Source organism: Pseudomonas sp. Ma2-10 (genome assembly GCF_054330215.1).
In genome coordinates this window covers 81091-104476 of record NZ_JBTEYL010000017.1, presented here as the reverse complement: position 1 = coordinate 104476, position 23386 = coordinate 81091, and the positions used below count along the sequence as shown (strand labels likewise).

Below are 23386 nucleotides of genomic sequence, written 5' to 3'. Positions count from 1 at the left end.
TTCTGCCGGTGGTGGTGTCTGTAGGAAAGGTCAGGGCTTGGACGACAAATCCGCCATTCCCTTGAGTAATTCAATCGGCAGCGGAAAGACAATCGTCGACGTCTTGTCCCCGGCAATCGCACTCAATGTCTGCATATACCGCAGTTGCATTGCCCCAGGCTGGCGTCCGAGCATTTCGGCGGCTTGCATGAGCTTTTCCGACGCCTGCAATTCGCCCTCGGCATGGATCACCTTGGCCCGGCGTTCCCGCTCGGCTTCGGCCTGTTTGGCGATGGCGCGGACCATCGATTCGTTGAGGTCCACGTGTTTGATCTCGACATTGGCGACCTTGATGCCCCACGCATCGGTCTGGGCGTCGAGCACTTGCTGGATGTCGATGTTCAACCGCTCACGCTCGGCGAGCAGTTCATCGAGCTCATGTTTACCGAGCACCGCCCGCAACGTGGTCTGAGCCAATTGGCTGGTGGCCATGAGAAAGTCTTCGACCTGAATAATCGCTTTCTGCGGATCGAGGACGCGGAAATACAGCACGGCGTTGACCTTGACCGACACGTTGTCGCGAGTGATTACATCTTGCTCAGGCACGTCGAGGACCACCGTGCGCAAGTCAACGCGAACCATTTGCTGCACCACCGGAATCAGCAGGATCAGGCCAGGGCCTTTGACCTGCCAGAAGCGCCCGAGCTGGAACACTACCCCGCGCTCGTATTCGCGCAGGATGCGCAAGGTCGACCCCGCCAGTGCAATCAGCAGTAACAGCAGCGCGACAAAACCCAGTTGCAGGCTCATGGTTATTCTCCACCCGGCGCCGCGTCAGCCGCGGCCACTTCCAGCAATAATCCCTTGCGTGCCACCACCCGGACCCTTTGCCCGGGTTGCAGCGGCGTGGCACTGAGTACTTGCCACTTCTCTCCTTGCAGGTGCACCCAACCGTTGCAGGCGTTGCCGGCCAGCGACATCACCGGGGTCACGCTGCCAACCAGTCCTGCATCGCCACTGACGTTTTCGCGAGGTCGGGTTTTCAGGGCGTGGATCAGCAGGAAAATCAGCAACAGAGCACTGATCAGTCCCAGGCCGATCATCAACGGAACAGGCAACTCGGTGTTGGTCAGAATCACTGCACCGATTACAAACATCACAATGCCACCCAGGCCGATTACCCCGTAATTGGGCAGGGCGGCCTCGGCGATCAAAAACGCGATGCCGAACGTGATCAACCAGATCCCGATGGGGTTGGGCGCCAGCAGGACGACGGCGTCCGCGGCGAATACTGATCCGCTCAAGGCCAACAGCAGCGCTACTGCACAACAACGAGTGCTCACGTGACCCTCCGGGAGAGTCATTGATGGTTCTTCATACAGTCTAGCTGAGCTCTTGATTGTACGAATTTTGATCAGTTGTTGACGTTGTTCCGGCGGGCAGATTTCCCGCGCGATTGCGCCAGCGGGCCTAGACTTTTAGTGGAGAGAAAGGGTTTAACCATCGTCCGCGAAACGCTATTGCGGACTCCGAGGTGCATCATGCGTATGGCAAAAACTGTGCAGGAAAGCCTCAATAAGGCTCACTGCGAATTTGACGTCGTCACCCATCCGCATTCGGCCAGCAGCCTTGAAACGGCGCGGGTCGCGGGTATTCCTGCCGAGCGGGTGGCCAAATCGGTGATCCTCGACGACCACCACGGTCATTTCCTGATGGCTGTGTTGCCGGCGAGTCGTCACCTGGACCTGAGCAAAGTACGCGGCAGTGGCGAATGGCAGATCACCCGGGAAAGCACCCTGGCGTATCTGTTCACCGACTGCGAACGCGGCGCCGTGCCTGCGTTGGGCGAATCCTATGGCCTGGACGTGGTCATCGACCCACTGCTGACCCGGCAAAAAGACATCTACCTGGAGGCTGGTAACCACAACAACCTGATACACATGAGCGTGCCGCAATTCCTCAAAATGGTGCCGCATGCTGAAGTGTGCGAGTTGAGTCAGTAGCTTTTGCGGCGTCAGTTACACCGCCAATCATGTGCCATAAAAAAGGAGCCCGACATGGAATCCCCAACCCACAGCCTCCCCTCCCTGTTCAAACAACTCGGCCTGCCTGATGACGCCGAAAGCATCGATAAATTCATCGCCACCCATTCACCGCTCAAACCCGAATTGCACCTGGCGGATGCGTTCTTCTGGACCAAGAGCCAGGCGGATTTCTTGCGTGACGAGATTCTGGATGACGCCGATTGGGCGGAGGTGGTGGATCAACTGGATGTGCTGATGAGGAAGGGGCGAGGGGTGTAAATATCAACTGTTTGGTGGCCACTGTCGGGATGTATGGACTAGGGCGAGTATTCAGATGCCGTACGATCCTGTGCAGCTGCAGGCGTCCAGATTATCTTCATCCTTTTTTGGCTGCCTGTGCACGCCTGGCCGCGAACTGCTCGCGCAGTTCAGGTTCAAGTTTCATTGTAAAAACGGCTTGTTTGGACATAGCTGCATCCTCGATTGAAATACTGGCGAAGTATAGACATCGTCATTACCGAGTCTGATCCAAGCAAGCTCCTCGCGACAGATGACCGCCAAATTGTTTCAAAACTTGACCGACTTTCCCCTCAAATGTCATATTGATAGTTAGCAAACTAACAGTGTGTATCCCCTCGTGCCGAAGACCCTCGACGCTCTCCAGATGAACATCAGCAGCTCCATGGTGGTGGCCGCCAGGCATTGGCGGAAGATCTGCCAGACCACGCTGGTCAACTATGGAATCTCCGAAGCCTGCGCTGTCCCGTTGTTGATGATTGGGCGTTCGATGAGGTGCCGGCGGATTTCCGCATGATCGCCGGGCGTACCGCCACGGTGTCGATCATTGGCGATGAAACCCAGGTCACCCGCTCACAAACCCAATTCAAATCCTTGCGCGCCGATATGCCGCGTTATGAGGCGGCGCGTCAGGCGGGGTTGTTCCGGTTGTCGATGCTGCTGGCCAAACCTGTGGATCAACTGCCGGCCGGCACCGATCGCTGCGCGGAGCTGCCAAAGATTGCGCAATTGTTGCCGGTCGGTGACGGCGCCACCTTACTCAAACGCCGTCCCGATGTGCGGCAGGCCGAGCGACGACTGGCTGCCGCGACTGCCGGCATCGGCATCGCTACTGGCGAGTTGTACCCGGACATCAGCATCGGCGCGACCATCGGTACCGTCGGCATCCTGGAAAACCTCGGCAAACCGGCGACCAATCGCTGGGGCTTCGGGCCGTTGCTGACCTGGACCGTGCCGTCCAACGGCTCCCGGGCGCGAGTCCGTGAGGCCGAAGCAACGACCCAAGGCGCGCTGGCGCATTTCGATGGCGTAGTGCTCAACGCCATCGGCGAAACCCAAACCGGCCTGGCCCAGTACTCTGCGTTGCTGCAACGACGCGACGCATTGGGCGACGCCGAGCAATCGGCGCAACTGGCTGCCGCCAGCACGCAGGTTGCCATGAGTCAGATCGATTTGTTCCTGGCATTGGGTGGCGGCTGGGAAAGCGGACGAACGCAAGGCACGAACTCCGGCAAACCCTGAGGCCGTTGCTATGCTTTGATTTGATGAGGTCGCGCGTCGAACTCATCAGTCAAGGCTCGCGTTGGTCATGGGGATTCAAATAATGAAAAACCCTTATGCTCCTGGCTTCTGGTGCGCTATTGCGGCATTGGTGTTGCTGTCGACCACCTATTTCTACGGCATCATGCTGGCCCACCAGATCGACAAGGCACTGGTGTTCCTCGACAGTGCTGCGGCACTGATTGCCGTAATGGCAATCGTGGTAGTGGCCTGGGCTTCGGTCCAGGGTCAGCGCATCAAAAAAAGACAGCTCGAACAAGGCAAGACCCTGGTGCTGATCTGGGACACCAAGGTCGCGCTGCGCCGTGTTGAAACGGTGTTCGATCGGTATTTCTGGGGCAGTTACTGGCAACCGGGGCGTACGTTCCAGGAAGTCATGGGCGAACTGACCGGTACACCGCTGGAAAAAAGCCTCGAAACCCTGAAAAAACAATGTCAGGCGCTGGACAAGCAATTGTCCGAGGAGGGCTGGCACTGGCTCAATAACGCCAGGGAACTCTCCGATGTCGCTACCGCCATGGCGCGCGAACGTTATCAACTGGACTTCTGCGACCCGCGCTCGGAATCTCCAAGCGGCACGGCGGTGATCAATCGCGACTTCGAAGTGCTGGTCTATACATGGACCGCACGGCTCAAGAGCTTTGATCATCAACTTGATGAGATCGAGGTTCAGTATTCCTGATCTGTGTTTGCAGGACTGACACCATCGCGAGCTTGCTCGTGATGGCGATCTCATGCCCGCCGAAACTCTCGCCTCCTGTGAGTTGTCCACAAGCAGTGACATTCCATAGACACTCTTTAACCTTTAATCATTGGGTCGCCCGGTGCGCCTGATGCTAACCTCCATCGCACTTTTAACGCAGTCGTGACCGTAACCCGTCGGGTTCAGGGAAGACGACCACACCTTCAACAACGGACATTGATCGGGTCATTCATGAATAAATCAGCAGGCGTGCTTCTAGGAATTATTGTCGTTATCGGGGCGATCAGCGCCGGCGGTGCCTGGTACACCGGGACCAAACTCGAAGGTGTGCTGAACACCTCGATCGCCGACGCCAACAAAGAGCTGCAAGCCGCGCTGGTCGGTTCCAACGGCACCGCGTCCCTGGAACTGGTGTCGCTGGAGCGCCATGTGTTCAGCAGCACCGCGCACTACCGCCTCAAGGGCGAAGGCGAGATGTTCGGTGAAGCACCGGTAGAGTTGCTGTTCGTCGATAGCATCGAGCATGGTCCGCTGCCGTTTTCACGCCTGATGTCGCTGAAGTGGCTGCCGGTCCTGGCCACCAGTCACTACGAACTGGAAAGAACTCCGACCACCGAGAAATGGTTCGCCGCTGCCAAGGACACGTCCCCACTCACGGGCGTGGTCAACATCGGTTACGACAATGCCACCAACAGTACCCTCCAATTGCTGCCGCTGGACGTGGCGCTTGACGACACGTCCAGCCTGAAATTTTCCGGGCTGAACCTCGATGTCGCCGCCAGCGCTCAAGCGCAGAAGGTCAAGGTCAACGGCTACATGGACAGCCTGACACTGAGCACCGTGGCTGAAGATCAGACGCCGGTGAAGGTCGAACTGAACGGTCTGACCCTGGCCAGCAACCTGACAAAAAGCACCTACGGCTACTACACCGGCGAGAACATCGTCGAACTGACCGATAGCAAGACTACCTTCGGCGCCAAGCAGTCGGTCTTGGGTATCAAGAAATTTGAAATGAAGAACCAGACCGAGGAGTCCGGCACCAGTGCTTCTGGGCGTGCCGATTACAAGGTGGGTGAAGTGTCTTTGAACGGCAAGACGGTCGGCTCTGCGCAGATGGCTATGAGCCTGAAGAACCTCGATATCCCGGCAACAATGTCGTTGATGCAGATTTACCAGACCAAACTGCAACCGTACGAGAGAGCCGCCGCTGAGGCCATCGCTGCGGGTGAACCGGCTCCAGAGCTGATCCTGACCCCGGCCGAAGAGGCGCAGGTCAAATCCGGACTGGAGAAACTGCTGGCGGCCGGCCCGCAGGTCGCCCTGGAGAATCTGTCGTTCAACACCCCCAATGGCGAAAGCCGCGCCAACCTGGTGCTCGACCTGACCAAGCCACAATCCATGGACCTGCCGCCCGACCAACTGACCCAACAACTGATCGCGCTGCTGGACGTCAACGTGCAAATCTCCAAGCCAATGCTCGTTGACCTGCTGAGCGTCCAGTCGCAAATCGACGGTCAGACCGACGCCAAACTTATCGCCGATCAGGCCACCGCCACCGCGGACATGTTTGGCAGCATGGCAGTCGGCACGCAGTTGGCAAAACTGGAAGGCAACAACATCGTCGCCACACTGCACTACGCCAGTAATCAGGTGGAACTCAACGGCCAGAAGATGACCGTCGAAGAGTTTGTCGGGTTTGTCATGAGCAAACTCGGTGGGAATGTCGCTGTCGAGTAAAACCAGGGCTTACAGACCGACGCCCGGCCTCTGCGCAATGCAGACGCCGGGCGTTTTGTTGTCTGGCGTTTGACGCGGGACAAGGAGTGACGCCCAATTTTCTGAAGAACGGAAAGGTCTGACTGTATTCGAAGACCCTTCCGACATTAATCCTTTCTCCCCGTTGCTAACGTGCCCGCCAATTTCGCGTGCACAGACCATGGACGGTTTGGACATCGTGCTTCATTTCCTCTCTGCTTAAGGAAAAGCGTATGTTCCGGTCGGCCAATACGGCGCACGTCGCGCTAAGCAGCTCGGAGTCGACCGCTGGTAATGGCCCTTCAGGCCTCGCTTTCGTCAGCTCCATCAATGCCCTGACCATCGACTTGCCAGGAGCCGAGCCCGGCAGTGTCTACCTGGAACTGAGCATGGTCGGTGACCCGGAGGATACCCAAGGCTACCGCCATCTGATCAAAAACAGCCGGACCAGTAACTTCAAGCCACCTCGTCCTTGGCGAGATATGACACCTCATTGGCTGTCCAGCAGCGTCTGTCAGTGGATACCGTTCAAGGAAGGTCAGGGCTTACGCTTGAGCGGCCCCTTTATCGGCGGCGAGCGAGGGCTTGCCTTTACCCTGAATGACTCAACTGGTGTGATAGAGCTGCAGGCCGACCCGATGCCTCAACTGGATCGTGTGCCGAGTTATCCGCTCGGCGAGGAACTCCCCGGCGCTATTTACCTGCAACCCAAGGACAAAACATGAGCACGTCACCGGCAGGCACCACGAAAAAAAGGATATTTTCGCGCAATGACTACCTGGCGCCGTTGCCGATGCCCACGGGTAGAAAACCCTCTGATGTGCTCAATATCATCTGGCGCAAAAACGATGTGTTTCTCGATATTATTGGTGTTGGGGGCTTGCATCATGGTTATCCCGATTTTTTGTTGGTCCAAGGCCTCTTTCGCGCAGTCCCTCTCCCCGTGCGCTTCAATCGCCAGCGCCGAGAAGTCTGCGTACCCCGCGACGACGGCGAGTACTGGATCGTCCCCTGGGAAACTGTGACCGCCGCCGCCACCCAGCAGTCGTCGGTCAGCCAAGCCGGTAAAGCCACAATGGGTTTGCTGATCATCGGTTTCGAAAATCCAGATCCGCTGGCTAAGGACGACAACAAGCATTTCTCCCTAGGCTTCAACTGTGGAGGCGGCACCACGGCGATGGCGTTGTGGGAGTGCATGCGCAGTTACATGGAGATTGGTCCAACAGTGGGCCAAACGCTCCCCGGAACTGTAATGCCCCAACTTCCCTCACTCCCAATCCCCGGACACGGCGATCTACCGGACTACGACGTGTGCCTCCCGGTGAACCTGCGCCCCGACGCCGATCGTTTGATCCGCTATCTGCACGAATTGCCGCATCGGCGAGTGAAGTACTGCCCCTGGTGTGGCAATACCAACGTGAATCTCAAAAATCATTCGGCCCGACAACGGCTCCCGAGTTACCACTGCGGTTCCTGTCGCAAGAGCTGCAATAGTTTGAGCGATTCACCCTTTGCGAACATGCATCGGATGGATTTGTGGTCAACGTTTGCGGTGTACCTGCTGGCCGGTTGGTCCAGCGTCCAGATAGCGTCTAGCTTGGTAGTGACTCCAAAGGTCTACTTCAACTGGGGGCAGGCGGTCGGGGAGGTGATGGCTGAGGAGTGTCCGCAGTTGCATCAGTGGTGGACGACACGCCATTACCGGGAAAACCTGCAAGCACCCGAGCACATCGCGGCGCAACAGCAAGCGGTCATCACTTGGATTGAGACGACGCTCAATGCACAGCACGCGATATGCCCCAGGTGCGGGGGAACGCGGACCTATCGAATTAAAGGCGTTCGTCCGAAATTCAAGTGCGATCCCTGCGTGACCTGCTTCTCCATTTTGTCCGGGACACCGCTGGTCGGGATGATTCGACCCGAGCTCTGGGTCGATTTCGTGAAAGGGGTGATGGATGGTCAAAGTATCCAGGACCTTAAACGGCACTCAGGGCTGGGCATGGGCGGCAGTACACGCTGGCGTCAGCAGTTTTTATTGTTGATCGAAGCGTTGGGGCACTCTGAACTGTTGCAATGGATCACCTGGATGCGCAGTCGTCGTAATAACGAAGCGGTCAGTTTTGTGCGTCAGGGTGGTCACCTGGACAAGGCAACGCGCTCTATTTATCCGCAAGGGACGCGTAAAGGCAGGTTTGTTGCCCGCATTTGCAGCTAATACATGATCAGGATTCCAGCCTGTTTGTGAACATAGCGTTTAGCCAACGTCCCGAACCAGCCGCCACGCCTCATCCACCGGCAACGGCTGTTTCATCCGTTCGGCGAGCATCGCCATCGCTCGTTCTTCATCGCAAGCCAGCGCCGCGACCACCACTCCCTCCTTGCTGAACAGGCCGATAAAGGGCGGATGGTCGGGGTCGCCTTTGAACTCGACCTCATCCCAGGTCGCGGCGTGGCCAAGGTAGTCGTAGTTTTTTCCGAAGTGCCAGGTCCAGAAATAAGGCACGTCGAGGTAATGCTCGTCGCCGCCGAGCATGTTCATCGCAGCGATCCGTGCCTGTTGCTGTGCCAGGCGCCAATGTTCGATCCGTTGGGGCTGGCCATTGAGCGGGAAGGTCGCGATATCGCCGGCGGCCCAAAGCCCATCGGTCACGCGCATCCCGCCGTCGACCTTCAGCGACAGGTCCTTTTCCAGGGGAAGGCCGGTAAATGCACCGGTTGCCGGGCTGATACCAATGCCGACCAACACCAGATCCGCCGGTAAACGTTGACCGTTGTCCAGGCGCACCGCGTCGACTTTGGCGGTTCCTTCGATGTGCGTTGCGTTGCCATCTGTATGAAACACCACGCCGTTGGCCTCGTGCAGGGCACGAATCGCCTTGCCGACGGCATCGCCAAACTGTTTGGCAAAAGGCACTGCGTGACGGGCCAGAACGGTGACATCCAGGCCGTATTGACGCAGGGAGGACGCGGATTCCATGGCAATAAAGCTGTCACCGATGATCACCGCCCGTTGGCCTGGTTTTGCCGAGCCCAGAATCCGCTGCGCTTGATCCTTCGAACGCAACACGAACACCTGCGGCAGATCGGCGCCAGGCAGCGTCAGCGGATTGGGTGTGCCTCCGGTGGCGAGCAAGGCAGCGTCGTAGCTCAGCGACTGACCATCAGCCAGGCGCAACGTCTTGTTCGTGGCGTCCAGGCTTGTCACTTCAGCGTTTATTCGCTCAATGCGCTGTTCGCGGTAAAAGTGTTCATCACGCAGCGGCGCAACTTCTTCCGGCGGCATCTCCCCGGCAATCACGAATTTGCTCAAGACCGTGCGGTCGTACCCGGCGTCGGTTTCACGGTCGATCAACAGCACCCGGCCACCGAAGCCCTTTTCGCGCAACGCTGCCGCGCACGCCGTGCCTGCGGCGCCGGCACCGATGATCACAAACGTTCGATCGTCGTCCGCCGGTGGGGTATGAGCGTGGGACATCGGCTGATCGTCGACCCAGACCTCGTCATCGCGCACTTCCAGCGGATAGCGCTTGAGGCTGTCCAGGGCCGGCGGTTCGCACAGTGCGCCGTCCTCGATCCGATACGCAGCCTTGTGCCATGGGCAGATCAAACGTCCGTGGCACAGCGCACCGTCGGCCAGCGGCGCCCCGGCATGGGGGCATTCGCCCTGAAAGGCGCGTAGATGATCGCCTACCCGCAGCAAGACAATTTTCGTGTCCGCGATCCGGACTTCAAGGCCCCGGGTTTCGGACACATCGGCGAAGCGGGCAACGCGGTGCAGTGCCATGATCACTCTCCAGGAAAGCGTTTCACTTAAGAGTTTGGCGCTTATCTGGAGGTTCAGCCAATTCCCTCTGCCACCGAATGAACGGTCCGGCTATAGTTTGCACGCCGACGACGGCCCCACCCGCACAAGGTGCTCCGGTATGACCCGATTGACCTCTCTGAACCCTTGGCTGGCGGCCGTTGCAGTCGCCCTTTGCGTGCAAGTTTCGGCGCAGGCCCAGGAGCGTTTTACCCTGAACATCCCAGGTGTTTCGGATAACCGACTGTTCACGGTAGCTGCCGCTAGCGATGCCCCGGGTTGTGGCGGGCATAACGCATCACCGGCACTGAACTGGAACGCCAGGCCGGCGGGTACGTTGAGCTATGCCATTGTCATGCACGATCCTGACGGTCAAAGGGGCCAAGGTGTCGATCACTGGGTGCATTACGGCATCAAAGCCACGACGCATCAGATTGCCGCCGGTGTCGGCGCAAAATCCGCCCTAGAAGGTGTCGGTGGTACCAACAGCAAAGGCACCACCGGTTATGTCGGTCCTTGCCCGCCGGTCGGCGACAGCGCGCACCACTACATCATCCAGCTCTACGCCCTGGACCTGGCGCCGGAAGCTTTGCCCACCGGCCTGACACGCGCGCAGCTACTGGAAAAAATCAAAGGCCATGTGTTGAAAAACAGCAGTGTGGTACGGCGTTATCACCGCTGAAGTTTTTTTCAGGGGGCTTAACCCGGATCGACGGAGTTGTCCGTCTCAGAGGATGAACGGATCAATTTCCTCCTGAGGTCAGCCCCCATGTCCCTCCCTCTGCATTTCCTCCGCCCGGCCGCCCAGGGTTTCGCCGCCGGGTTGCTGCTGGCCATTGCCGGTTGCGGTGTTTCATCCAAGCCTGATTCCGCCTCGGCTCCGCCACCGGCTCAAGGTGCGCGGCCGGCGCAAATGCTGGTGCGCAGCGAGGCTGTCATGGCGGACACCTCGACGGCCAAGCGCAGCGTTCGCCCCGCACCGACAGCGAGCTATGCACCGATGTCCGCGGGCGAGGCATCTGCGAATGGATATCGGGATGCGCAACGCGAGCAGTATCAAGCGCTGGCGGATAATCCGATTCACAGTGTGGTCGACGCGCCCGTCTCGACGTTCAGCGCCGACGTCGATACCGGCGCTTACGCCAACGTCCGCCGCTTGCTCAATCAAGGGCGCTTGCCACCGGACGGTGCGGTGCGACTGGAGGAAATGGTCAATTACTTTCCCTACGATTACGCATTGCCCACCGATGGCTCGCCCTTCGGCGTAACCACAGAGCTGGCGACGTCGCCGTGGAACCCGCATACCCGATTGCTGCGTATCGGCATCAAGGCCTCGGACCGCGCGGTCGCGGAGTTGGCCCCGGCGAACCTGGTGTTTCTGGTGGACGTGTCCGGCTCGATGGACCGACGCGAGGGGTTGCCGTTGGTCAAAAGCACTCTGAAATTGCTGGTCGATCAATTGCGCGAGCAGGACAGGGTTTCGTTGGTCGTCTATGCCGGTGATTCGCGTGTGGTGCTGGAACCGACCTCCGGGCGCGACAAAGCGAAAATTCGTACCGCCATCGATCAATTGACCGCCGGCGGCTCCACCGCCGGGGCGTCAGGCATCGAACTGGCCTATCAAATGGCGCAGCAGGCGTTTATTCCCAAGGGCATCAACCGCATCCTGCTGGCCACCGACGGTGACTTCAACGTCGGCAGCAGTGACTTCGACAGCCTCAAGCAAATGGCGGTGGATAAACGCAAGACAGGCGTTTCTCTGACCACATTGGGTTTTGGTGTGGATAACTACAATGAACACCTGATGGAACAGTTGGCCGATGCCGGCGACGGCAACTATGCCTACATCGACAACCTGCGCGAGGCGCGCAAGGTGCTGGTGGATCAACTCGGCTCGACCCTCGCGGTCGTGGCGAAAAACGTGAAGCTGCAAGTGGAGTTCAACCCGGCGCAGGTCAGTGAATATCGGCTGTTGGGGTATGAAAATCGTGCGTTGAAGCGTGAGGATTTCAGTAACGACAAGGTCGATGCCGGTGAAATCGGCGCAGGACATACGGTGACGGCGTTGTACGAAATTGTGCCGAAGGGTGAGAAGGGCTGGTTGGAGCCGTTGCGCTACGGCAATTCCGGGGCAGTTGCTTCCGGGAAATCTGGGGAAATGGCCATACTGCGCGTGCGATATCAGTTGCCCGAAGGTGGGAACAGTCGCTTGATCGAGCGGCCGATCACTGACAGTGCTGCGCCAGCCAGTGAAGACCTGCGATTTGCAGCGGCCGTGGCGGCGTTTTCCCAGCAGCTCAAGGGCGGGCGATATACCGGCGATTTCAGCCTGAAAGACACCGAAGCTTTAGCGCGCGGTGCGCGGGGCGAAGATCGATTGGGTCTGCGGGCAGAGTTCGTGCAATTGGTGGAGTTGGCGCAAAGTCTGCGACCCACGACCGCATCCAATAGTGAGCCACTTAAAGGAGGCTACAACTGAAATGTCTGCTCCTGAATCGAGCGACGCATCGCTGCTGGCCCGTTATCGCGTAGGCGACGGGCCGGCGTTCGAGATTTTGTACGCCCGTCACCGCCAAGGGCTCTACCGATTCCTGCTTGGCCTGAGCGGCAAGCCCGAGTTGGCCGAAGAGGTTTACCAGGACACCTGGCTGAGCCTGATCCGCAGCACCAGTCAGCCACAAGGCCGTGCGAATTTTCGTACCTGGCTCTACCAGATTGCCCGCAATCGACTGATCGATCACTGGCGCAAACACGGAATCCACACCCCCTTGCACGACAGCTATGACGAACAGATCCACGCGCTGAGCGATGACGCGGCTGATCCCGAACAACGGCTGAGCCTGAGCCGCGACAATCAGCGCCTCGACGCAGCCCTGCAAAACCTGCCCGCTGACCAGCGCGAAGTGTTCCTGCTGCGCGCCCACGGCGATCTCGACTTGCCGCAGATCGCCACCCTCACTGAAACACCGCTGGAAACCGTCAAAAGCCGCTTGCGCTACGCCCAGCAAAAACTGCGTCGGCTGCTGGCCGAGGAGGTACTGACATGACTGACGCCCGTCCTACGCCAGAAGACGAAGTGTTGAAGCACTATCGTGAACACGCGACCAGCGAACCACCGGCTCATCTCGACGCATTCCTCCTGGCTGCCGCACACCGTGAAGTCCCTGCGCGCAAACCAAGTCTGTGGAAACGCTGGGTTCAGGCTTGCCAGAAACCCCGTTGGCAGGTCGCATTTGCCAGCCTCGTCGGCGTGGCTCTGATGCTGGCGCTGGTGCAACGCACGGAGAAGCAACCGTCGAGTTACGACTTCGCGCCTGCACCTAAAGCGTCTGCACCGGCCGGTGCGATATTCGCCCCCGCGCAGAGCGAATCGATCAATGCCGAAATGGCCGATGAAGCCAAGGTCAGCAAGCGCGCAGCAGCACCGACGAAAACCCTGGAAGACCAATTGGGTGAAGTGATGCGCCTGCAAAAGACCGGACAGACGCAAGCCGCCGATGCGCTGTTGAAGACATTGCACAAGCGCTTTCCTGACGAAAACCTCACGGCTCGACTCAAGGAGCTACAGAAAAACTGAAGGGCATTGCGGTGGTCAATTTGGCATCGGCGCCCGAAAGCGCGCACTATCGGCCCATAGCCGATGCGTTGGAGGAAGCCATGGCGAAAAAAATCGACCGCATCGCCCAAATGCTCAACTGTCCACTGAAGGGACAGGAATTACGGCGAGCTGTTACTGAGAGTCGTAAGGAGTTTCTGCTGGCGAAGCAGGCAGAAGAAGCGTTTGAGGACGACGTTCTTGATGATGAGTTTATCGAGGATGAAGAAGACGATGATGAGTACGACGAGTTTGATTGGACCACTGAATAAAAGAACCGCTTCGGCGGTTTTTTTTCAGGCGCAGTTGTGCGGTTGAACTGGAGGCAGGGACTAAAGCTTGAGCTTATCCCCTACGAAAATAGAGACAACCCCATTCTGCCTATCAAAAATACAAGCAGAATCAGGAAAAATATCCTGATAAAGCCACTTCCGTAACGGAGTGCCAAGAAAACACCGGTGAGAGAACCTGCCATATTGCACAGAGCAACTACACCGCCGATAGTCCATAAGACGTTGCCAGACGGAACAAAAAATATAAGCGCTGCGCTAAACGTACCCAAATTAACCAGTTTTGCAGAGGCTGATGCGTTTAAAAAATCGAAGCCAAAAATTTTGACAAATATAAAAAGCAGAAGGCTACCGCTGCCAGGTCCAAAGACACCATCATAGAAACCAATGAGGCCACCCAAAAAAACCCCTAATATAATCTCCTTTGAACCGTAATGTTTATCTGACGCCACCAAGCCTAATTTTTTTTCCGTGAAAGTATAAATAGCCATGGCTATGAGGATGAAAAAAACAACAAACTCCATCAGTTTTTTTGGCACGATAGATACTGAGAAGGCACCAATAAAGGCAAATACAAATGCGGAAAGCATGGTGGGAAGCATTAACTTCCATATGATTTTTATTCGCTTTACATAGCTGAATATGGAAGATAAATTTCCCGCCAAAACAGCCAATTTATTAGTCCCAAAAACAGTAGCTAGACTTTGCTGAGGGAGGGCATGTAAAAGTGCCGGCAGTTGTACAAGCCCGCCACCACCGACGGCAGCATCTATCAAGCCGCCGCAAAAGGCAAAAAAACCTAGCGCGATCAAAGTGTGTTCAAGATCCATATAATGGATCCTTTTGTAACTTGAATTTCCCACAGAAAACCATGACACTCCTCTTGGTTTGAACTCTACGTTTTTCGAGTTATACCGATTAGCCTATGGCTCGTTTGAAGAAAGATAATCGGTATATCCCTCTGGCTATAGAACCGGGCTCTATGAGGTCAGGGCTTGGTGCATAGCTGCAAAAGCGTTTCCTACTCGTTCATTGTAATTGAGCATAATCCCTTTCAGTCGACCCAACTTGAAAGTTATATCGGCCGTTCGAGCAAATGCTTGTGCTGCGGCTAAAGCATGCAAGCCATGCTTGTTTTCCACTTCGCCAGAATGTCCCATGACATATCCTTTAGCGTTACGCAAACTCTGAGCGTTCGTTCTCAGAGAAGGATTAAGGGTGAGTAACGTGTCCTCTATGTATTGGGCAATGAAGTTGTACTCCCGACCATTCCAAATCTCTGAAGCGATAGAAACCATCATCGCCTCCATGATTGAGTGTTTATGCTCGGCTGAACTCAAAGCCGCCTTATGTTCTGCTACACCGGTGTTGTACAGAAACTCTGAAAATTCGTTACATTCGCGTATTTTATATTTATCTTCAACCCACGCCGTGGCGCCAAACGCTGCGGTCATGTAGCCGTACATACCATCGTGGCCTGGATGGCCAAGCCCAAAATCATCCTTCGCGACTTCATGCATATGCGCCATGACGTGGTGATAGCCAACTAGTTTTTCGGCAGGCACAGAGATCGCATCTGCTGATAGCCGCATGATGATTTTAGCCGAGACCAAGCCGGTAGTTTTATGGGTTTCATTCCACCCATTAAAAAATTTCAGCACAGCCGAGTCTACCGTTGGTTTTTCCAAAAGAACTCGAAAGGCATGTTCACTATGGAACTGAGCTTCTTGCGTAATCGGATGATTAAGCACTTCAAACATCGCATCCTGAAGTTCGGATATTTGCGTGATATGTGCTAATACAGGCGGTCTCCGGTCATTTTCAAATATAACCCGACCGGGGATCTTTAAATTCCGTATGTGCTTGGGTAGCGCTTCAATAAAAATCTCACCAAACGCTTGCATGGACTTGTACTCAAACGCTTCGTAACGAATTTGCGACGATGCTGAGTTCATGATTTGCCTTTCTCCATAAAGACGGGTCGGATTATCTAGTTGAAATGCACTGAATGAAATTAGCATCTACAAATTAAACGAGTTGAATGCTTGCAGCAAGTGACTTATAGTGATCACACTATTCACTTTTAGTGAGCAATGACATGGAGTTGTCTCAGTTAGCGATGTTCAAAACAGTGGCCGATCAAGGAAGCATTATCCGCGCCTCTGAGCTGTTACACTGTGTTCCGTCAAACATCACAAACAGAATCAAGCATTTAGAAAGAGAGCTCGGGGTCTCGTTATTTATAAGGAAAGGCCGGGGGCTTGTAATCAGCCCTTCCGGGCGGTTGTTTCTTGACTACGTTAATAAGATCCTGTCGTTGTGTGAGGAATCACAAAGAGCCCTCGATCCCGCCGCCGCGCCGTCGGGGAACTTGAGAATTGGCGCTATAGAGTCATCCGCCACAGGCCGGTTGCCCAAGCTTTTATCAAAGTTCCATCAGCTCTACCCTTCTGTACAAATGCAGTTTAGTACGGGGGATTGGTCGCAATTATCAAGCGATGTGGTCAGCCATGAACTGGATGGAGCAATCATCGCTGTCAGGCCTGAGCACCCGGATCTTGAAATCATTGAGATTTACAAGGAGGAACTGGTATTGATCGCCTCTCCGGCTGCGGGGCGAATACATGAGCCGCAGGATTTGAGTGGCACTGATATATTCATGTGGCCTGAAGGATGCCCTTACAGGAAGACGTTGGTAAATTGGCTGGAAAGGCATGAAGTATCAGCCTCCATAACAAACATCGCCAGTTATGGCACAATCCTGGGTTGCGTAAGTTCCGGAGCAGGCGTGTCGTTAGTTCCGAAAGGTTTGTTTGAGCAGTTCGGGCGGATCGGAAGTATAAGTGAATATATGTTTGAAGATTTGCGGCCTGTGCAAAATTATTTTATATCGAACAAAAACGTTGAGCTTCATCGTGCAAAAGATAAGTTTTCCGAGCTACTGAAAGAAGAATTTAAACACCTGTGATGTTGTTTATAAAAAATGGTTTTTTGACTATGCCAAGGCGCATGTCCACGGGGTCAAGTATCAACCAGACCTGTGTCGGCAGCAGCACCCATCTGTTCCATGGCGAAGAAAGTGCCGGTACGACCAGCGCCGGTTTGTGCTTCGGAGCGATCGCGGAGATATAGCGATCTAGGAGTTGATGAAAGGCGGTGCGTTCAGCCTCGACGCGAGAGACAAAAATGCCTCGGTCGATTTCGCTTTCGATCATGCGCGCCCAGGCTTGGGCATCAGATTTGGTTTCGAAGGTTTTGCGCTGGGCTGGATAGCCCTTGCGACGGATTTGCGCTTCCCACTGATACTCGCCGCGATTCCTGATTGTTGCCATTTCGACCATTCCCGCCACTTTAAGTGTGGCAAATTTGTGGCAAAAACGACTTTCAGGACTAGGACAGGTTTCTGTCAGGAGTGCTATCCCCTTGTAATACAAGGGAAAGAAGATGGTGCACCAGGCGGGATTCGAACCCACGACCACTGCCTTCGGAGGGCAGTACTCTATCCAGCTGAGCTACTGGTGCAATGCGGGCGCCATGATACTCATATGCACTGCGGGCGTCCATGCTGCTGAATCGTCTGCGTTTTTCCAAAGCGTAACCTGCGGTTGCTACGCTGATCAGAAAAATTAGGCAAATGCGCCGTTTTCGTTCTTTTTTTCGAACGCCCTATTGTCCTTTCCCGGCATTGATCCTAGGATTCGTTCGAGATTTCAAACGCTCTTGTCTGGGTGCTGAACCGCACGAGTTTCAATCAGTGCGCTATTTATGTGCTTCAGCCCGGTGAATGATTTCCCTGACGGCAGCCTATAAGGCGCCTTTCTACAATCATAATTCGCTCCGCGCTGGCCGCGGTGCTGTTAAGGAAAGCCGACATGCAGCTTAAAGACACCCAGTTGTTCCGCCAGCAAGCCTTTATCGATGGCGCTTGGGTTGATGCGGACAATGGTCAGACGATCAAGGTCAACAACCCGGCAACGGGCGAAATTCTGGGCACCGTGCCGAAAATGGGCGCTGCCGAAACCCGTCGTGCAATCGAAGCCGCTGACAAAGCGCTGCCGGCCTGGCGTGCACTGACCGCCAAGGACCGCGCGAACAAGCTGCGTCGCTGGTTCGAACTGATCATCGAGAACCAGGACGACCTGGCTCGATTGATGACCCTGGAACAGGGCAAACCATTGGCCGAAGCCAAGGGCGAAATCGTTTACGCCGCTTCCTTTATCGAGTGGTTCGCTGAAGAAGCCAAGCGCGTCTACGGTGACGTGATTCCGGGCCACCAGCCAGACAAGCGCCTGATCGTGATCAAGCAGCCAATCGGCGTGACCGCTGCAATCACCCCGTGGAACTTCCCGGCCGCAATGATCACCCGTAAAGCCGGCCCAGCCCTGGCTGCCGGTTGCACCATGGTGCTCAAGCCTGCTTCGCAAACTCCGTTTTCCGCATTCGCTCTGGCTGAACTGGCCCAGCGTGCTGGCATTCCAGCCGGTGTGTTCAGCGTTGTGTCCGGCAGCGCCGGCGACATCGGCAGCGAGCTGACCAGCAACCCGATCGTGCGCAAATTGTCCTTCACCGGCTCGACCGAGATCGGTCGTCAGTTGATGGCCGAATGCGCCAAGGACATCAAGAAAGTGTCCCTGGAGCTGGGCGGCAACGCGCCGTTCATCGTATTCGACGACGCGGACCTGGATAAGGCTGTCGAAGGCGCGATCATTTCCAAGTACCGCAACAACGGCCAGACCTGCGTCTGCGCCAACCGTCTGTACATTCAGGATTCGGTCTACGACGCGTTCGCCGAGAAGCTGAAAGTGGCCGTGGCCAAACTCAAGATCGGCAACGGGCTGGAAGAAGGCACCACCACGGGCCCGCTGATCGACGAAAAAGCCGTGGCCAAGGTTCAAGAGCACATTGCTGATGCGATCAGCAAAGGTGCGACAGTTCTGGCGGGTGGCAAGGTCATGGAAGGCAACTTCTTCGAGCCGACCATCCTGACCAACGTGCCGAAAAACGCTGCCGTGGCCAAGGAAGAAACCTTCGGTCCATTGGCGCCGCTGTTCCGCTTCAAAGATGAAGCCGAAGTGATCGCGATGTCCAACGACACCGAGTTCGGCCTGGCTTCCTACTTCTATGCCCGTGACCTGGGCCGTGTGTTCCGTGTGGCTGAAGCCCTGGAATACGGCATGGTCGGCGTCAACACCGGGTTGATCTCCAACGAAGTCGCGCCGTTCGGCGGCATCAAGGCGTCGGGCCTGGGCCGTGAAGGCTCCAAGTACGGCATCGAAGATTACCTGGAAATCAAATACCTCTGCCTGGGCATCTAAGCCCGGCCAGGCGTTTTGCTTCAAGCAGAAAGGGCACGAGAGCGCTGTCCCTTTCTGCGCTTCAAATGGAATTTTCTCTGTGGCCGGGAAAGCTGTGGCAGTCGATCATCGCATGCTGCCGTAGTTGCCTCCCCGCCGCATTTTCCTTGAACCACGCCGCCCGATGAGCGGTGAATGAGGACTGTATGAGCAAGACTAACGCATCCCTGATGAAACGCCGCGAAGCCGCTGTACCACGCGGTGTTGGCCAAATTCACCCGATCTTCGCCGAGTCCGCGAAGAACGCCACCGTGACTGACGTTGAAGGTCGCGAGTTCATCGACTTCGCCGGCGGTATCGCCGTGCTGAACACCGGTCACCTGCACCCGAAGATCATCGCCGCCGTGACCGCGCAGTTGAACAAGCTGACCCACACTTGCTTCCAGGTACTGGCCTACGAGCCGTACGTTGAGCTGTGTGAAAAAATCAACGCCAAGGTGCCGGGTGATTTCGCCAAGAAAACGCTGCTGGTGACCACCGGTTCCGAAGCCGTAGAAAACGCTGTGAAAATCGCCCGTGCCGCCACTGGCCGTGCTGGCGTGATCGCGTTCACCGGCGCTTACCACGGTCGCACCATGATGACCCTGGGGCTGACCGGTAAAGTCGCGCCTTACTCGGCTGGCATGGGCCTGATGCCAGGCGGTATCTTCCGCGCGCTGTACCCGAACGAGTTGCACGGTGTGAGCATCGACGATTCGATCGCCAGCATCGAGCGCATCTTCAAAAATGACGCTGAGCCACGTGACATCGCTGCAATCATCATCGAACCAGTTCAGGGCGAAGGCGGTTTCTACGTCGCGCCTAAAGAGTTCATGAAGCGTCTGCGCGCGCTGTGCGACCAGCACGGCATCCTGCTGATCGCTGACGAAGTACAAACCGGCGCTGGTCGTACCGGCACTTTCTTCGCCATGGAACAGATGGGTGTTGCTGCCGACCTGACCACCTTTGCCAAATCCATCGCTGGCGGCTTCCCGTTGGCCGGTGTCTGCGGCAAGGCCGAATACATGGACGCCATTGCGCCGGGCGGCTTGGGCGGCACCTACGCCGGTAGCCCGATTGCTTGCGCCGCGGCCCTGGCCGTAATGGACGTGTTCGAAGAAGAGCATCTGCTGGACCGCTGCAAGGCTGTCGGCGAACGCCTGGTCACTGGCCTGAAAGCCATCCAGACCAAGTACCCAGTGATCGGCGAAGTCCGTGCCCTGGGCGCGATGATCGCAGTCGAGCTGTTCGTCGACGGCGACAGCCACAAGCCGAACGCTCCAGCGGTAGCCGCCGTTGTGGCCAAGGCTCGCGACAAGGGCCTGATCCTGCTGTCCTGCGGCACTTACGGCAACGTTCTGCGCGTGCTGGTTCCGCTGACTTCGCCGGACGAGCAGTTGGACAAAGGTCTGGCGATCATCGAAGAGTGCTTCTCCGAGCTGTGATCTCCACGCGCTGATCGATTTGTGAACTGATCGACAAAAAAACCCGCTTCGGCGGGTTTTTTTGTGTCCATGGAACACATCAATGGCAAATGCGCTATATCGAATGGCCGGCATTGACTAAGGTGCGAGCACTAGCTTTGGAGTGTGTAAATGACTGTTGTGGTGTTACCCGCTGCACCGCGAGTGCTGATTGCCGAGGCCGACCCCTGGTCCCGCGACCTGCTCAAGCAGGTTTTGTTGAATGTGCGCTGCGACGCGCGGCTGGATCTGTGCGCCGATGGCCAGGAAGCGTTGAACCTGTTGGCGGAAAATCCTTACGACTTGGTGATCGTCGACCGGGAACTGCCCGGCGTCGATGGTTTGAATGTCTTGCGTAATGTCCGCCAGCGCAAACGTAATCCACCACTGCCGTTCATTCTGATGAGCAGCCGCAACGACAGCGCCAGCGTGCGCGAAGTCTTGCCCCTGGCGCCTGCGGCGTACCTGACTAAACCCCTGAAGATGGAAAGCCTGACCCAACGGCTGCAGGACTTGCTGCTGAACGCCGGTGAAGAGGTGTCTTGCGAGACGCCGTCATTGGCGCCAGACATCGCCTTGTCAGCGTACCTGGAGCGTCGTCGTGAGTTTGCCGACGGTGCGCCGCTGATGACTGACGTGCAGTTGGCGGTCAAACGCAGCCTCAATCCCAACGGCCTCGATTTGACGGTGCTGGAGGACGAGATCCGCACCGATCCGCAGGTCACCGCCGTGCTGATCGCCGCCGCCAACAGCGCCGCCCATCATCTCGGCGCCACGGTGCAGACCCTGTCCCAAGCGCTGCAGCGCCTCGGCACCGGACAAAGCATGAACCTGATTCTGGGGTTGGCCCTCAAACGCAGTGCTCGCCTCAGCGATCCGTTTCTGGCCGACTATGCCGAGCGCTATTGGGGGCTGTCGCTGCGCACCGCCGAATATGGCCGGACCCTGGCGCGCTTGCTGGATCTGGATCAGGAGCGGTGTTATTGCGCCGGCATGCTGCATCGCCTCGGCGACCTTGCGCTGTTGCGGTGTTTGCAGGAATGGAAGCAGGCCGGTGGTGAGCTGGATGAATGGGAGGAAGTTGGCGAGGCGCTGGCCGAATTCGGTGCGGCCTATGGTTCGGCGCTTCGCACTCGCTGGCGCCTGCCGCTGGAGCTGCGAGAGCTGATTGCGGCGGTCTACCATCTCGGTGGCGGGGTTTACTCCCGCGAAGCGCTGGTGATGAACATGGCTGCGCAACTGGCGCGACTGACCGAACATGAGGGCATTGAGGACCTGGCGAAGAGCCGGACGGCGCGGTTGCTCAAGATCGGATTGCCGGAGTTGATGCGCTTGCGCAAGAAATAACGTCGGTAGATCGCTCCCACGCTGAGCACGGGAACGATCCAACATCTCAAAGGGCGTGTGTCGCTCGAGGTTTGAAAGCGGCCAATACCAGGGCCCGCCTGGATGGCGAAGTGTCTTTGAGATAAGGGGGTTGGAGCTTGGTTCCGAAGGGTGCGCCCACGAACGGGGCGCACCGATCAACGGCGTCAGACAGTGGCGGGGCGCAGGGAGTAGGTTTTCAATTGATTGGCGAAGTCGCGCAAGGATTGAATCCCGCTGGCTTCGGCTTCGTGTACCCAATCCTTGATGGCGGCCAGCATGTCGTGGCCATTTGAGCTGGTCTTGACCCAGATCTGCTGCAAGGCCAGGCGTTTCTCGTAAATCACCTTCAGCGCCTGACTGTGCTCGAGCATGGTCTGGATGCGAATGTGGTGTTTGTCATCCAGCAGGCTGGTTTCCCGCGAGAGTAGGCGCTTGGCACGGTGGAACTGGTGACGGACCGAGTGATCGACCTTTTCCAGCTCTTGTTTGACCAGCGGTGCGATCACCAATTTGCGGTACTGAGCCATGATCTGGAAGCGATTGTTGAGGATCGCCATGGCGGTGTCCATGTCCAGGTTACCTTTGCCTTCGACCCGATGGGCGATGGGCGCGACCCGCTGAACCTTGGCCAGGCGCAGGAAGCTGAAGACCTGGATCCAGGCCCAGCCGAGATCGAATTCCCACTTCTTCACCGACAGTTTTGCCGAATTAGGGTAGGTGTGATGGTTGTTATGCAGTTCTTCGCCGCCGATCAGGATGCCCCAAGGCACCAGATTGGTCGCCGCATCGCGGCACTCGAAGTTTCGGTAGCCGATGGCATGGCCCAAGCCATTGACCACGCCGGCGGCCCAGACCGGGATCCACATCATCTGGATAGCCCAGATGGTGATGCCGATGGTGCCGAACAGCAGCAGGTCGATGACGCCCATGATCGCCACGCCCAGCAGCGGAAAACGGCTGTACAGGTTGCGTTCGATCCAGTCTTCGGGGCAGTTCTTGCCGTAGATGCGCAGAGTCTCAGGGTTTTCCGCCTCGGCACGGTACAGCTCGGCGCCTTTGCGCAGAACGGTGGACAGGCCCTTGATGACAGGGCTGTGCGGGTCATCGACGGTTTCGCATTTGGCGTGATGCTTGCGGTGGATAGCGGTCCACTCGCGGGTGTTCTGTGCCGTGGTCAGCCACAGCCAGAAGCGGAAGAAATGTTTCAGGCCTGCATTGAGCTCAAGCGAGCGATGGGCTGAATAACGATGCAGATAGACCGTGACGCCGATGATCGTCACGTGGGTCATCAGCAGGGTGACTGCCACCAGTGACCAGGGCGACAAGCCGAGAAAACCTTCGTACCACATAGGCTATAGGGCCCTCGATAAAGAAATAAACAGCCGCTGCATTATCACTTAGCTCACAGATAAAACCAGTCGCCCTTTCAGATAAGAGTGGCTGGATGTTTCTTTAAACTACAATTCCACCCTTTTTGAAAGGACATGGACAGCCGA

At 56.9% G+C, this 23386-nt stretch carries 21 protein-coding genes, 1 tRNA gene and 4 pseudogenes; 17 read left to right on the top strand and 9 right to left on the bottom strand.

The window, feature by feature from the left end; translation table 11 throughout:
* Nucleotides 1-30: 30 nt before the first annotated feature.
* The gene (locus tag ACXPVS_RS19440) at nucleotides 31-789 is read right to left on the bottom strand and encodes a slipin family protein (protein WP_458511375.1); all 759 of its coding nucleotides are present in this window, start codon (nucleotides 787-789) and stop codon (nucleotides 31-33) included.
* A 2-nt stretch (nucleotides 790-791) separates the two neighbouring features.
* Nucleotides 792-1322 carry an NfeD family protein gene (locus ACXPVS_RS19435; protein WP_458511374.1) on the bottom strand — a complete coding sequence of 177 codons (531 nt, stop codon included), beginning with the start codon at nucleotides 1320-1322 and terminating at the stop codon, nucleotides 792-794.
* A gap of 198 nt (nucleotides 1323-1520) precedes the next feature.
* On the opposite strand from ACXPVS_RS19435, the gene ACXPVS_RS19430 reads away from it, so the two are divergent.
* Together ACXPVS_RS19430 and ACXPVS_RS19425 are read left to right on the top strand one after the other, a co-directional pair.
* Nucleotides 1521-1982 carry an aminoacyl-tRNA deacylase gene (locus tag ACXPVS_RS19430; protein WP_458511373.1) on the top strand — a complete coding sequence of 154 codons (462 nt, stop codon included), beginning with the start codon at nucleotides 1521-1523 and terminating at the stop codon, nucleotides 1980-1982.
* A gap of 54 nt (nucleotides 1983-2036) precedes the next feature.
* Nucleotides 2037-2282, top strand: a complete 246-nt coding sequence (locus ACXPVS_RS19425) for a DUF2789 domain-containing protein (RefSeq protein WP_458511372.1) — start codon at nucleotides 2037-2039, stop codon at nucleotides 2280-2282.
* A 127-nt stretch (nucleotides 2283-2409) separates the two neighbouring features.
* On the opposite strand, the pseudogene ACXPVS_RS19420 reads toward ACXPVS_RS19425, so the two are convergent.
* Nucleotides 2410-2472, bottom strand: a pseudogene (locus ACXPVS_RS19420) (antitoxin of toxin-antitoxin stability system); the annotation flags it as partial.
* A gap of 195 nt (nucleotides 2473-2667) precedes the next feature.
* Between ACXPVS_RS19420 and ACXPVS_RS19415 the strand changes: the two are divergent.
* The 6 genes and pseudogenes from ACXPVS_RS19415 to ACXPVS_RS19390 all read left to right on the top strand — a co-directional run.
* Nucleotides 2668-2787: pseudogene (locus tag ACXPVS_RS19415) on the top strand (MarR family transcriptional regulator); the annotation flags it as partial.
* Nucleotides 2788-2849: 62 nt separating this feature from the next.
* Nucleotides 2850-3542 (top strand): annotated as a pseudogene (locus ACXPVS_RS19410) (TolC family protein); the annotation flags it as partial.
* Between the two features lie 82 nt (nucleotides 3543-3624).
* Nucleotides 3625-4263, top strand: a complete 639-nt coding sequence (locus ACXPVS_RS19405) for an NADH:ubiquinone oxidoreductase subunit N (RefSeq protein ID WP_458511371.1) — start codon at nucleotides 3625-3627, stop codon at nucleotides 4261-4263.
* A gap of 252 nt (nucleotides 4264-4515) precedes the next feature.
* The gene (locus tag ACXPVS_RS19400) at nucleotides 4516-6021 is read left to right on the top strand and encodes a YdgA family protein (RefSeq protein WP_458511370.1); all 1506 of its coding nucleotides are present in this window, start codon (nucleotides 4516-4518) and stop codon (nucleotides 6019-6021) included.
* Nucleotides 6022-6272: 251 nt separating this feature from the next.
* A complete protein-coding gene (locus ACXPVS_RS19395) occupies nucleotides 6273-6764 on the top strand; it encodes a hypothetical protein (protein ID WP_458511369.1) in 492 nt (163 codons plus the stop codon).
* Nucleotides 6761-7261 (top strand): annotated as a pseudogene (locus ACXPVS_RS19390) (hypothetical protein); the annotation flags it as partial. The gene ACXPVS_RS19395 and the pseudogene ACXPVS_RS19390, both read left to right, overlap by 4 nt.
* 1032 nt (nucleotides 7262-8293) lie before the next feature.
* Here ACXPVS_RS19390 and ACXPVS_RS19385 read toward each other — a convergent pair.
* The gene (locus ACXPVS_RS19385) at nucleotides 8294-9823 is read right to left on the bottom strand and encodes an FAD-dependent oxidoreductase (RefSeq protein ID WP_458511368.1); all 1530 of its coding nucleotides are present in this window, start codon (nucleotides 9821-9823) and stop codon (nucleotides 8294-8296) included.
* Between the two features lie 139 nt (nucleotides 9824-9962).
* Between ACXPVS_RS19385 and ACXPVS_RS19380 the strand changes: the two genes are divergently transcribed.
* The 5 genes from ACXPVS_RS19380 to ACXPVS_RS19360 all read left to right on the top strand — a co-directional run bounded on the left by ACXPVS_RS19380 (nucleotide 9963) and on the right by ACXPVS_RS19360 (nucleotide 13708).
* Complete coding sequence (locus tag ACXPVS_RS19380; RefSeq protein ID WP_458511367.1) at nucleotides 9963-10523, top strand: YbhB/YbcL family Raf kinase inhibitor-like protein; 561 nt, start codon at nucleotides 9963-9965, stop codon at nucleotides 10521-10523.
* Nucleotides 10524-10610: 87 nt separating this feature from the next.
* Entirely contained in the window at nucleotides 10611-12320 is a 1710-nt protein-coding gene (locus tag ACXPVS_RS19375; protein ID WP_458511366.1) for a vWA domain-containing protein, read from the top strand.
* Nucleotide 12321: 1 nt separating this feature from the next.
* Entirely contained in the window at nucleotides 12322-12888 is a 567-nt protein-coding gene (locus ACXPVS_RS19370) for an RNA polymerase sigma factor (RefSeq protein WP_458511365.1), read from the top strand.
* A complete protein-coding gene (locus ACXPVS_RS19365; RefSeq protein WP_458511364.1) occupies nucleotides 12885-13418 on the top strand; it encodes a hypothetical protein in 534 nt (177 codons plus the stop codon). Before ACXPVS_RS19370 ends, ACXPVS_RS19365 begins: the two co-directional genes overlap by 4 nt.
* A 20-nt stretch (nucleotides 13419-13438) precedes the next feature.
* Nucleotides 13439-13708 carry a hypothetical protein gene (locus tag ACXPVS_RS19360; protein ID WP_458511382.1) on the top strand — a complete coding sequence of 90 codons (270 nt, stop codon included), beginning with the start codon at nucleotides 13439-13441 and terminating at the stop codon, nucleotides 13706-13708.
* Nucleotides 13709-13788: 80 nt separating this feature from the next.
* Here the strand turns inward: ACXPVS_RS19360 and ACXPVS_RS19355 are convergent, their stop codons facing one another.
* Nucleotides 13789-14556: a sulfite exporter TauE/SafE family protein gene (locus ACXPVS_RS19355; RefSeq protein WP_458511363.1), complete on the bottom strand. Its 768-nt coding sequence runs from the start codon at nucleotides 14554-14556 to the stop codon at nucleotides 13789-13791.
* A gap of 150 nt (nucleotides 14557-14706) precedes the next feature.
* Nucleotides 14707-15681 (bottom strand): hypothetical protein, encoded by a 975-nt coding sequence (locus ACXPVS_RS19350; protein WP_458511362.1) that lies wholly within the window; start codon nucleotides 15679-15681, stop codon nucleotides 14707-14709.
* 143 nt (nucleotides 15682-15824) lie between these two features.
* Between ACXPVS_RS19350 and ACXPVS_RS19345 the strand changes: the two genes are divergently transcribed.
* A complete protein-coding gene (locus ACXPVS_RS19345) occupies nucleotides 15825-16694 on the top strand; it encodes a LysR family transcriptional regulator (protein ID WP_458511361.1) in 870 nt (289 codons plus the stop codon).
* Here the strand turns inward: ACXPVS_RS19345 and ACXPVS_RS19340 are convergent.
* Together ACXPVS_RS19340 and ACXPVS_RS19335 are read right to left on the bottom strand one after the other, a co-directional pair.
* Complete coding sequence (locus ACXPVS_RS19340) at nucleotides 16681-17199, bottom strand: hypothetical protein (protein ID WP_458511360.1); 519 nt, start codon at nucleotides 17197-17199, stop codon at nucleotides 16681-16683. The two genes, ACXPVS_RS19345 and ACXPVS_RS19340, sit on opposite strands and share 14 nt — an antisense overlap.
* Nucleotides 17172-17248, bottom strand: a tRNA-Arg gene (locus ACXPVS_RS19335). Before ACXPVS_RS19335 ends, ACXPVS_RS19340 begins: the two co-directional genes overlap by 28 nt.
* A gap of 350 nt (nucleotides 17249-17598) precedes the next feature.
* Between ACXPVS_RS19335 and gabD the strand changes: the two genes are divergently transcribed.
* The 3 genes from gabD (at nucleotide 17599) to ACXPVS_RS19320 (ending at nucleotide 21869) form a co-directional block, all read left to right on the top strand.
* A complete protein-coding gene (gene gabD / locus ACXPVS_RS19330) occupies nucleotides 17599-19041 on the top strand; it encodes an NADP-dependent succinate-semialdehyde dehydrogenase (protein ID WP_008148203.1) in 1443 nt (480 codons plus the stop codon).
* Nucleotides 19042-19226: 185 nt separating this feature from the next.
* Nucleotides 19227-20504, top strand: a complete 1278-nt coding sequence (gene gabT, locus ACXPVS_RS19325) for a 4-aminobutyrate--2-oxoglutarate transaminase (protein ID WP_458511359.1) — start codon at nucleotides 19227-19229, stop codon at nucleotides 20502-20504.
* A gap of 150 nt (nucleotides 20505-20654) precedes the next feature.
* Complete coding sequence (locus ACXPVS_RS19320; protein WP_458511358.1) at nucleotides 20655-21869, top strand: HDOD domain-containing protein; 1215 nt, start codon at nucleotides 20655-20657, stop codon at nucleotides 21867-21869.
* A 185-nt stretch (nucleotides 21870-22054) separates the two neighbouring features.
* Here ACXPVS_RS19320 and desA read toward each other — a convergent pair whose 3' ends face one another.
* Nucleotides 22055-23239, bottom strand: a complete 1185-nt coding sequence (gene desA / locus ACXPVS_RS19315; RefSeq protein WP_458511357.1) for a delta-9 fatty acid desaturase DesA — start codon at nucleotides 23237-23239, stop codon at nucleotides 22055-22057.
* Nucleotides 23240-23386 lie beyond the last annotated feature (147 nt).

Excerpts from the sequence above, each read along its gene's own strand:
- ACXPVS_RS19440 (WP_458511375.1), bottom strand. The coding sequence starts at position 789 with ATGAGCCTGCAACTGGGTTTTGTCGCGCTGCTGTTACTGCTGATTGCA.
- ACXPVS_RS19430 (WP_458511373.1), top strand. The coding sequence starts at position 1,521 with ATGCGTATGGCAAAAACTGTGCAGGAAAGCCTCAATAAGGCTCACTGC.
- ACXPVS_RS19425 (WP_458511372.1), top strand. The coding sequence starts at position 2,037 with ATGGAATCCCCAACCCACAGCCTCCCCTCCCTGTTCAAACAACTCGGC.
- ACXPVS_RS19405 (WP_458511371.1), top strand. The coding sequence starts at position 3,625 with ATGAAAAACCCTTATGCTCCTGGCTTCTGGTGCGCTATTGCGGCATTG.
- ACXPVS_RS19400 (WP_458511370.1), top strand. The coding sequence starts at position 4,516 with ATGAATAAATCAGCAGGCGTGCTTCTAGGAATTATTGTCGTTATCGGG.
- ACXPVS_RS19395 (WP_458511369.1), top strand. The coding sequence starts at position 6,273 with ATGTTCCGGTCGGCCAATACGGCGCACGTCGCGCTAAGCAGCTCGGAG.
- ACXPVS_RS19385 (WP_458511368.1), bottom strand. The coding sequence starts at position 9,823 with ATGGCACTGCACCGCGTTGCCCGCTTCGCCGATGTGTCCGAAACCCGG.
- ACXPVS_RS19380 (WP_458511367.1), top strand. The coding sequence starts at position 9,963 with ATGACCCGATTGACCTCTCTGAACCCTTGGCTGGCGGCCGTTGCAGTC.
- ACXPVS_RS19375 (WP_458511366.1), top strand. The coding sequence starts at position 10,611 with ATGTCCCTCCCTCTGCATTTCCTCCGCCCGGCCGCCCAGGGTTTCGCC.
- ACXPVS_RS19370 (WP_458511365.1), top strand. The coding sequence starts at position 12,322 with ATGTCTGCTCCTGAATCGAGCGACGCATCGCTGCTGGCCCGTTATCGC.
- ACXPVS_RS19365 (WP_458511364.1), top strand. The coding sequence starts at position 12,885 with ATGACTGACGCCCGTCCTACGCCAGAAGACGAAGTGTTGAAGCACTAT.
- ACXPVS_RS19355 (WP_458511363.1), bottom strand. The coding sequence starts at position 14,556 with ATGGATCTTGAACACACTTTGATCGCGCTAGGTTTTTTTGCCTTTTGC.
- ACXPVS_RS19350 (WP_458511362.1), bottom strand. The coding sequence starts at position 15,681 with ATGAACTCAGCATCGTCGCAAATTCGTTACGAAGCGTTTGAGTACAAG.
- ACXPVS_RS19345 (WP_458511361.1), top strand. The coding sequence starts at position 15,825 with ATGGAGTTGTCTCAGTTAGCGATGTTCAAAACAGTGGCCGATCAAGGA.
- gabD (WP_008148203.1), top strand. The coding sequence starts at position 17,599 with ATGCAGCTTAAAGACACCCAGTTGTTCCGCCAGCAAGCCTTTATCGAT.
- gabT (WP_458511359.1), top strand. The coding sequence starts at position 19,227 with ATGAGCAAGACTAACGCATCCCTGATGAAACGCCGCGAAGCCGCTGTA.
- ACXPVS_RS19320 (WP_458511358.1), top strand. The coding sequence starts at position 20,655 with ATGACTGTTGTGGTGTTACCCGCTGCACCGCGAGTGCTGATTGCCGAG.
- desA (WP_458511357.1), bottom strand. The coding sequence starts at position 23,239 with ATGTGGTACGAAGGTTTTCTCGGCTTGTCGCCCTGGTCACTGGTGGCA.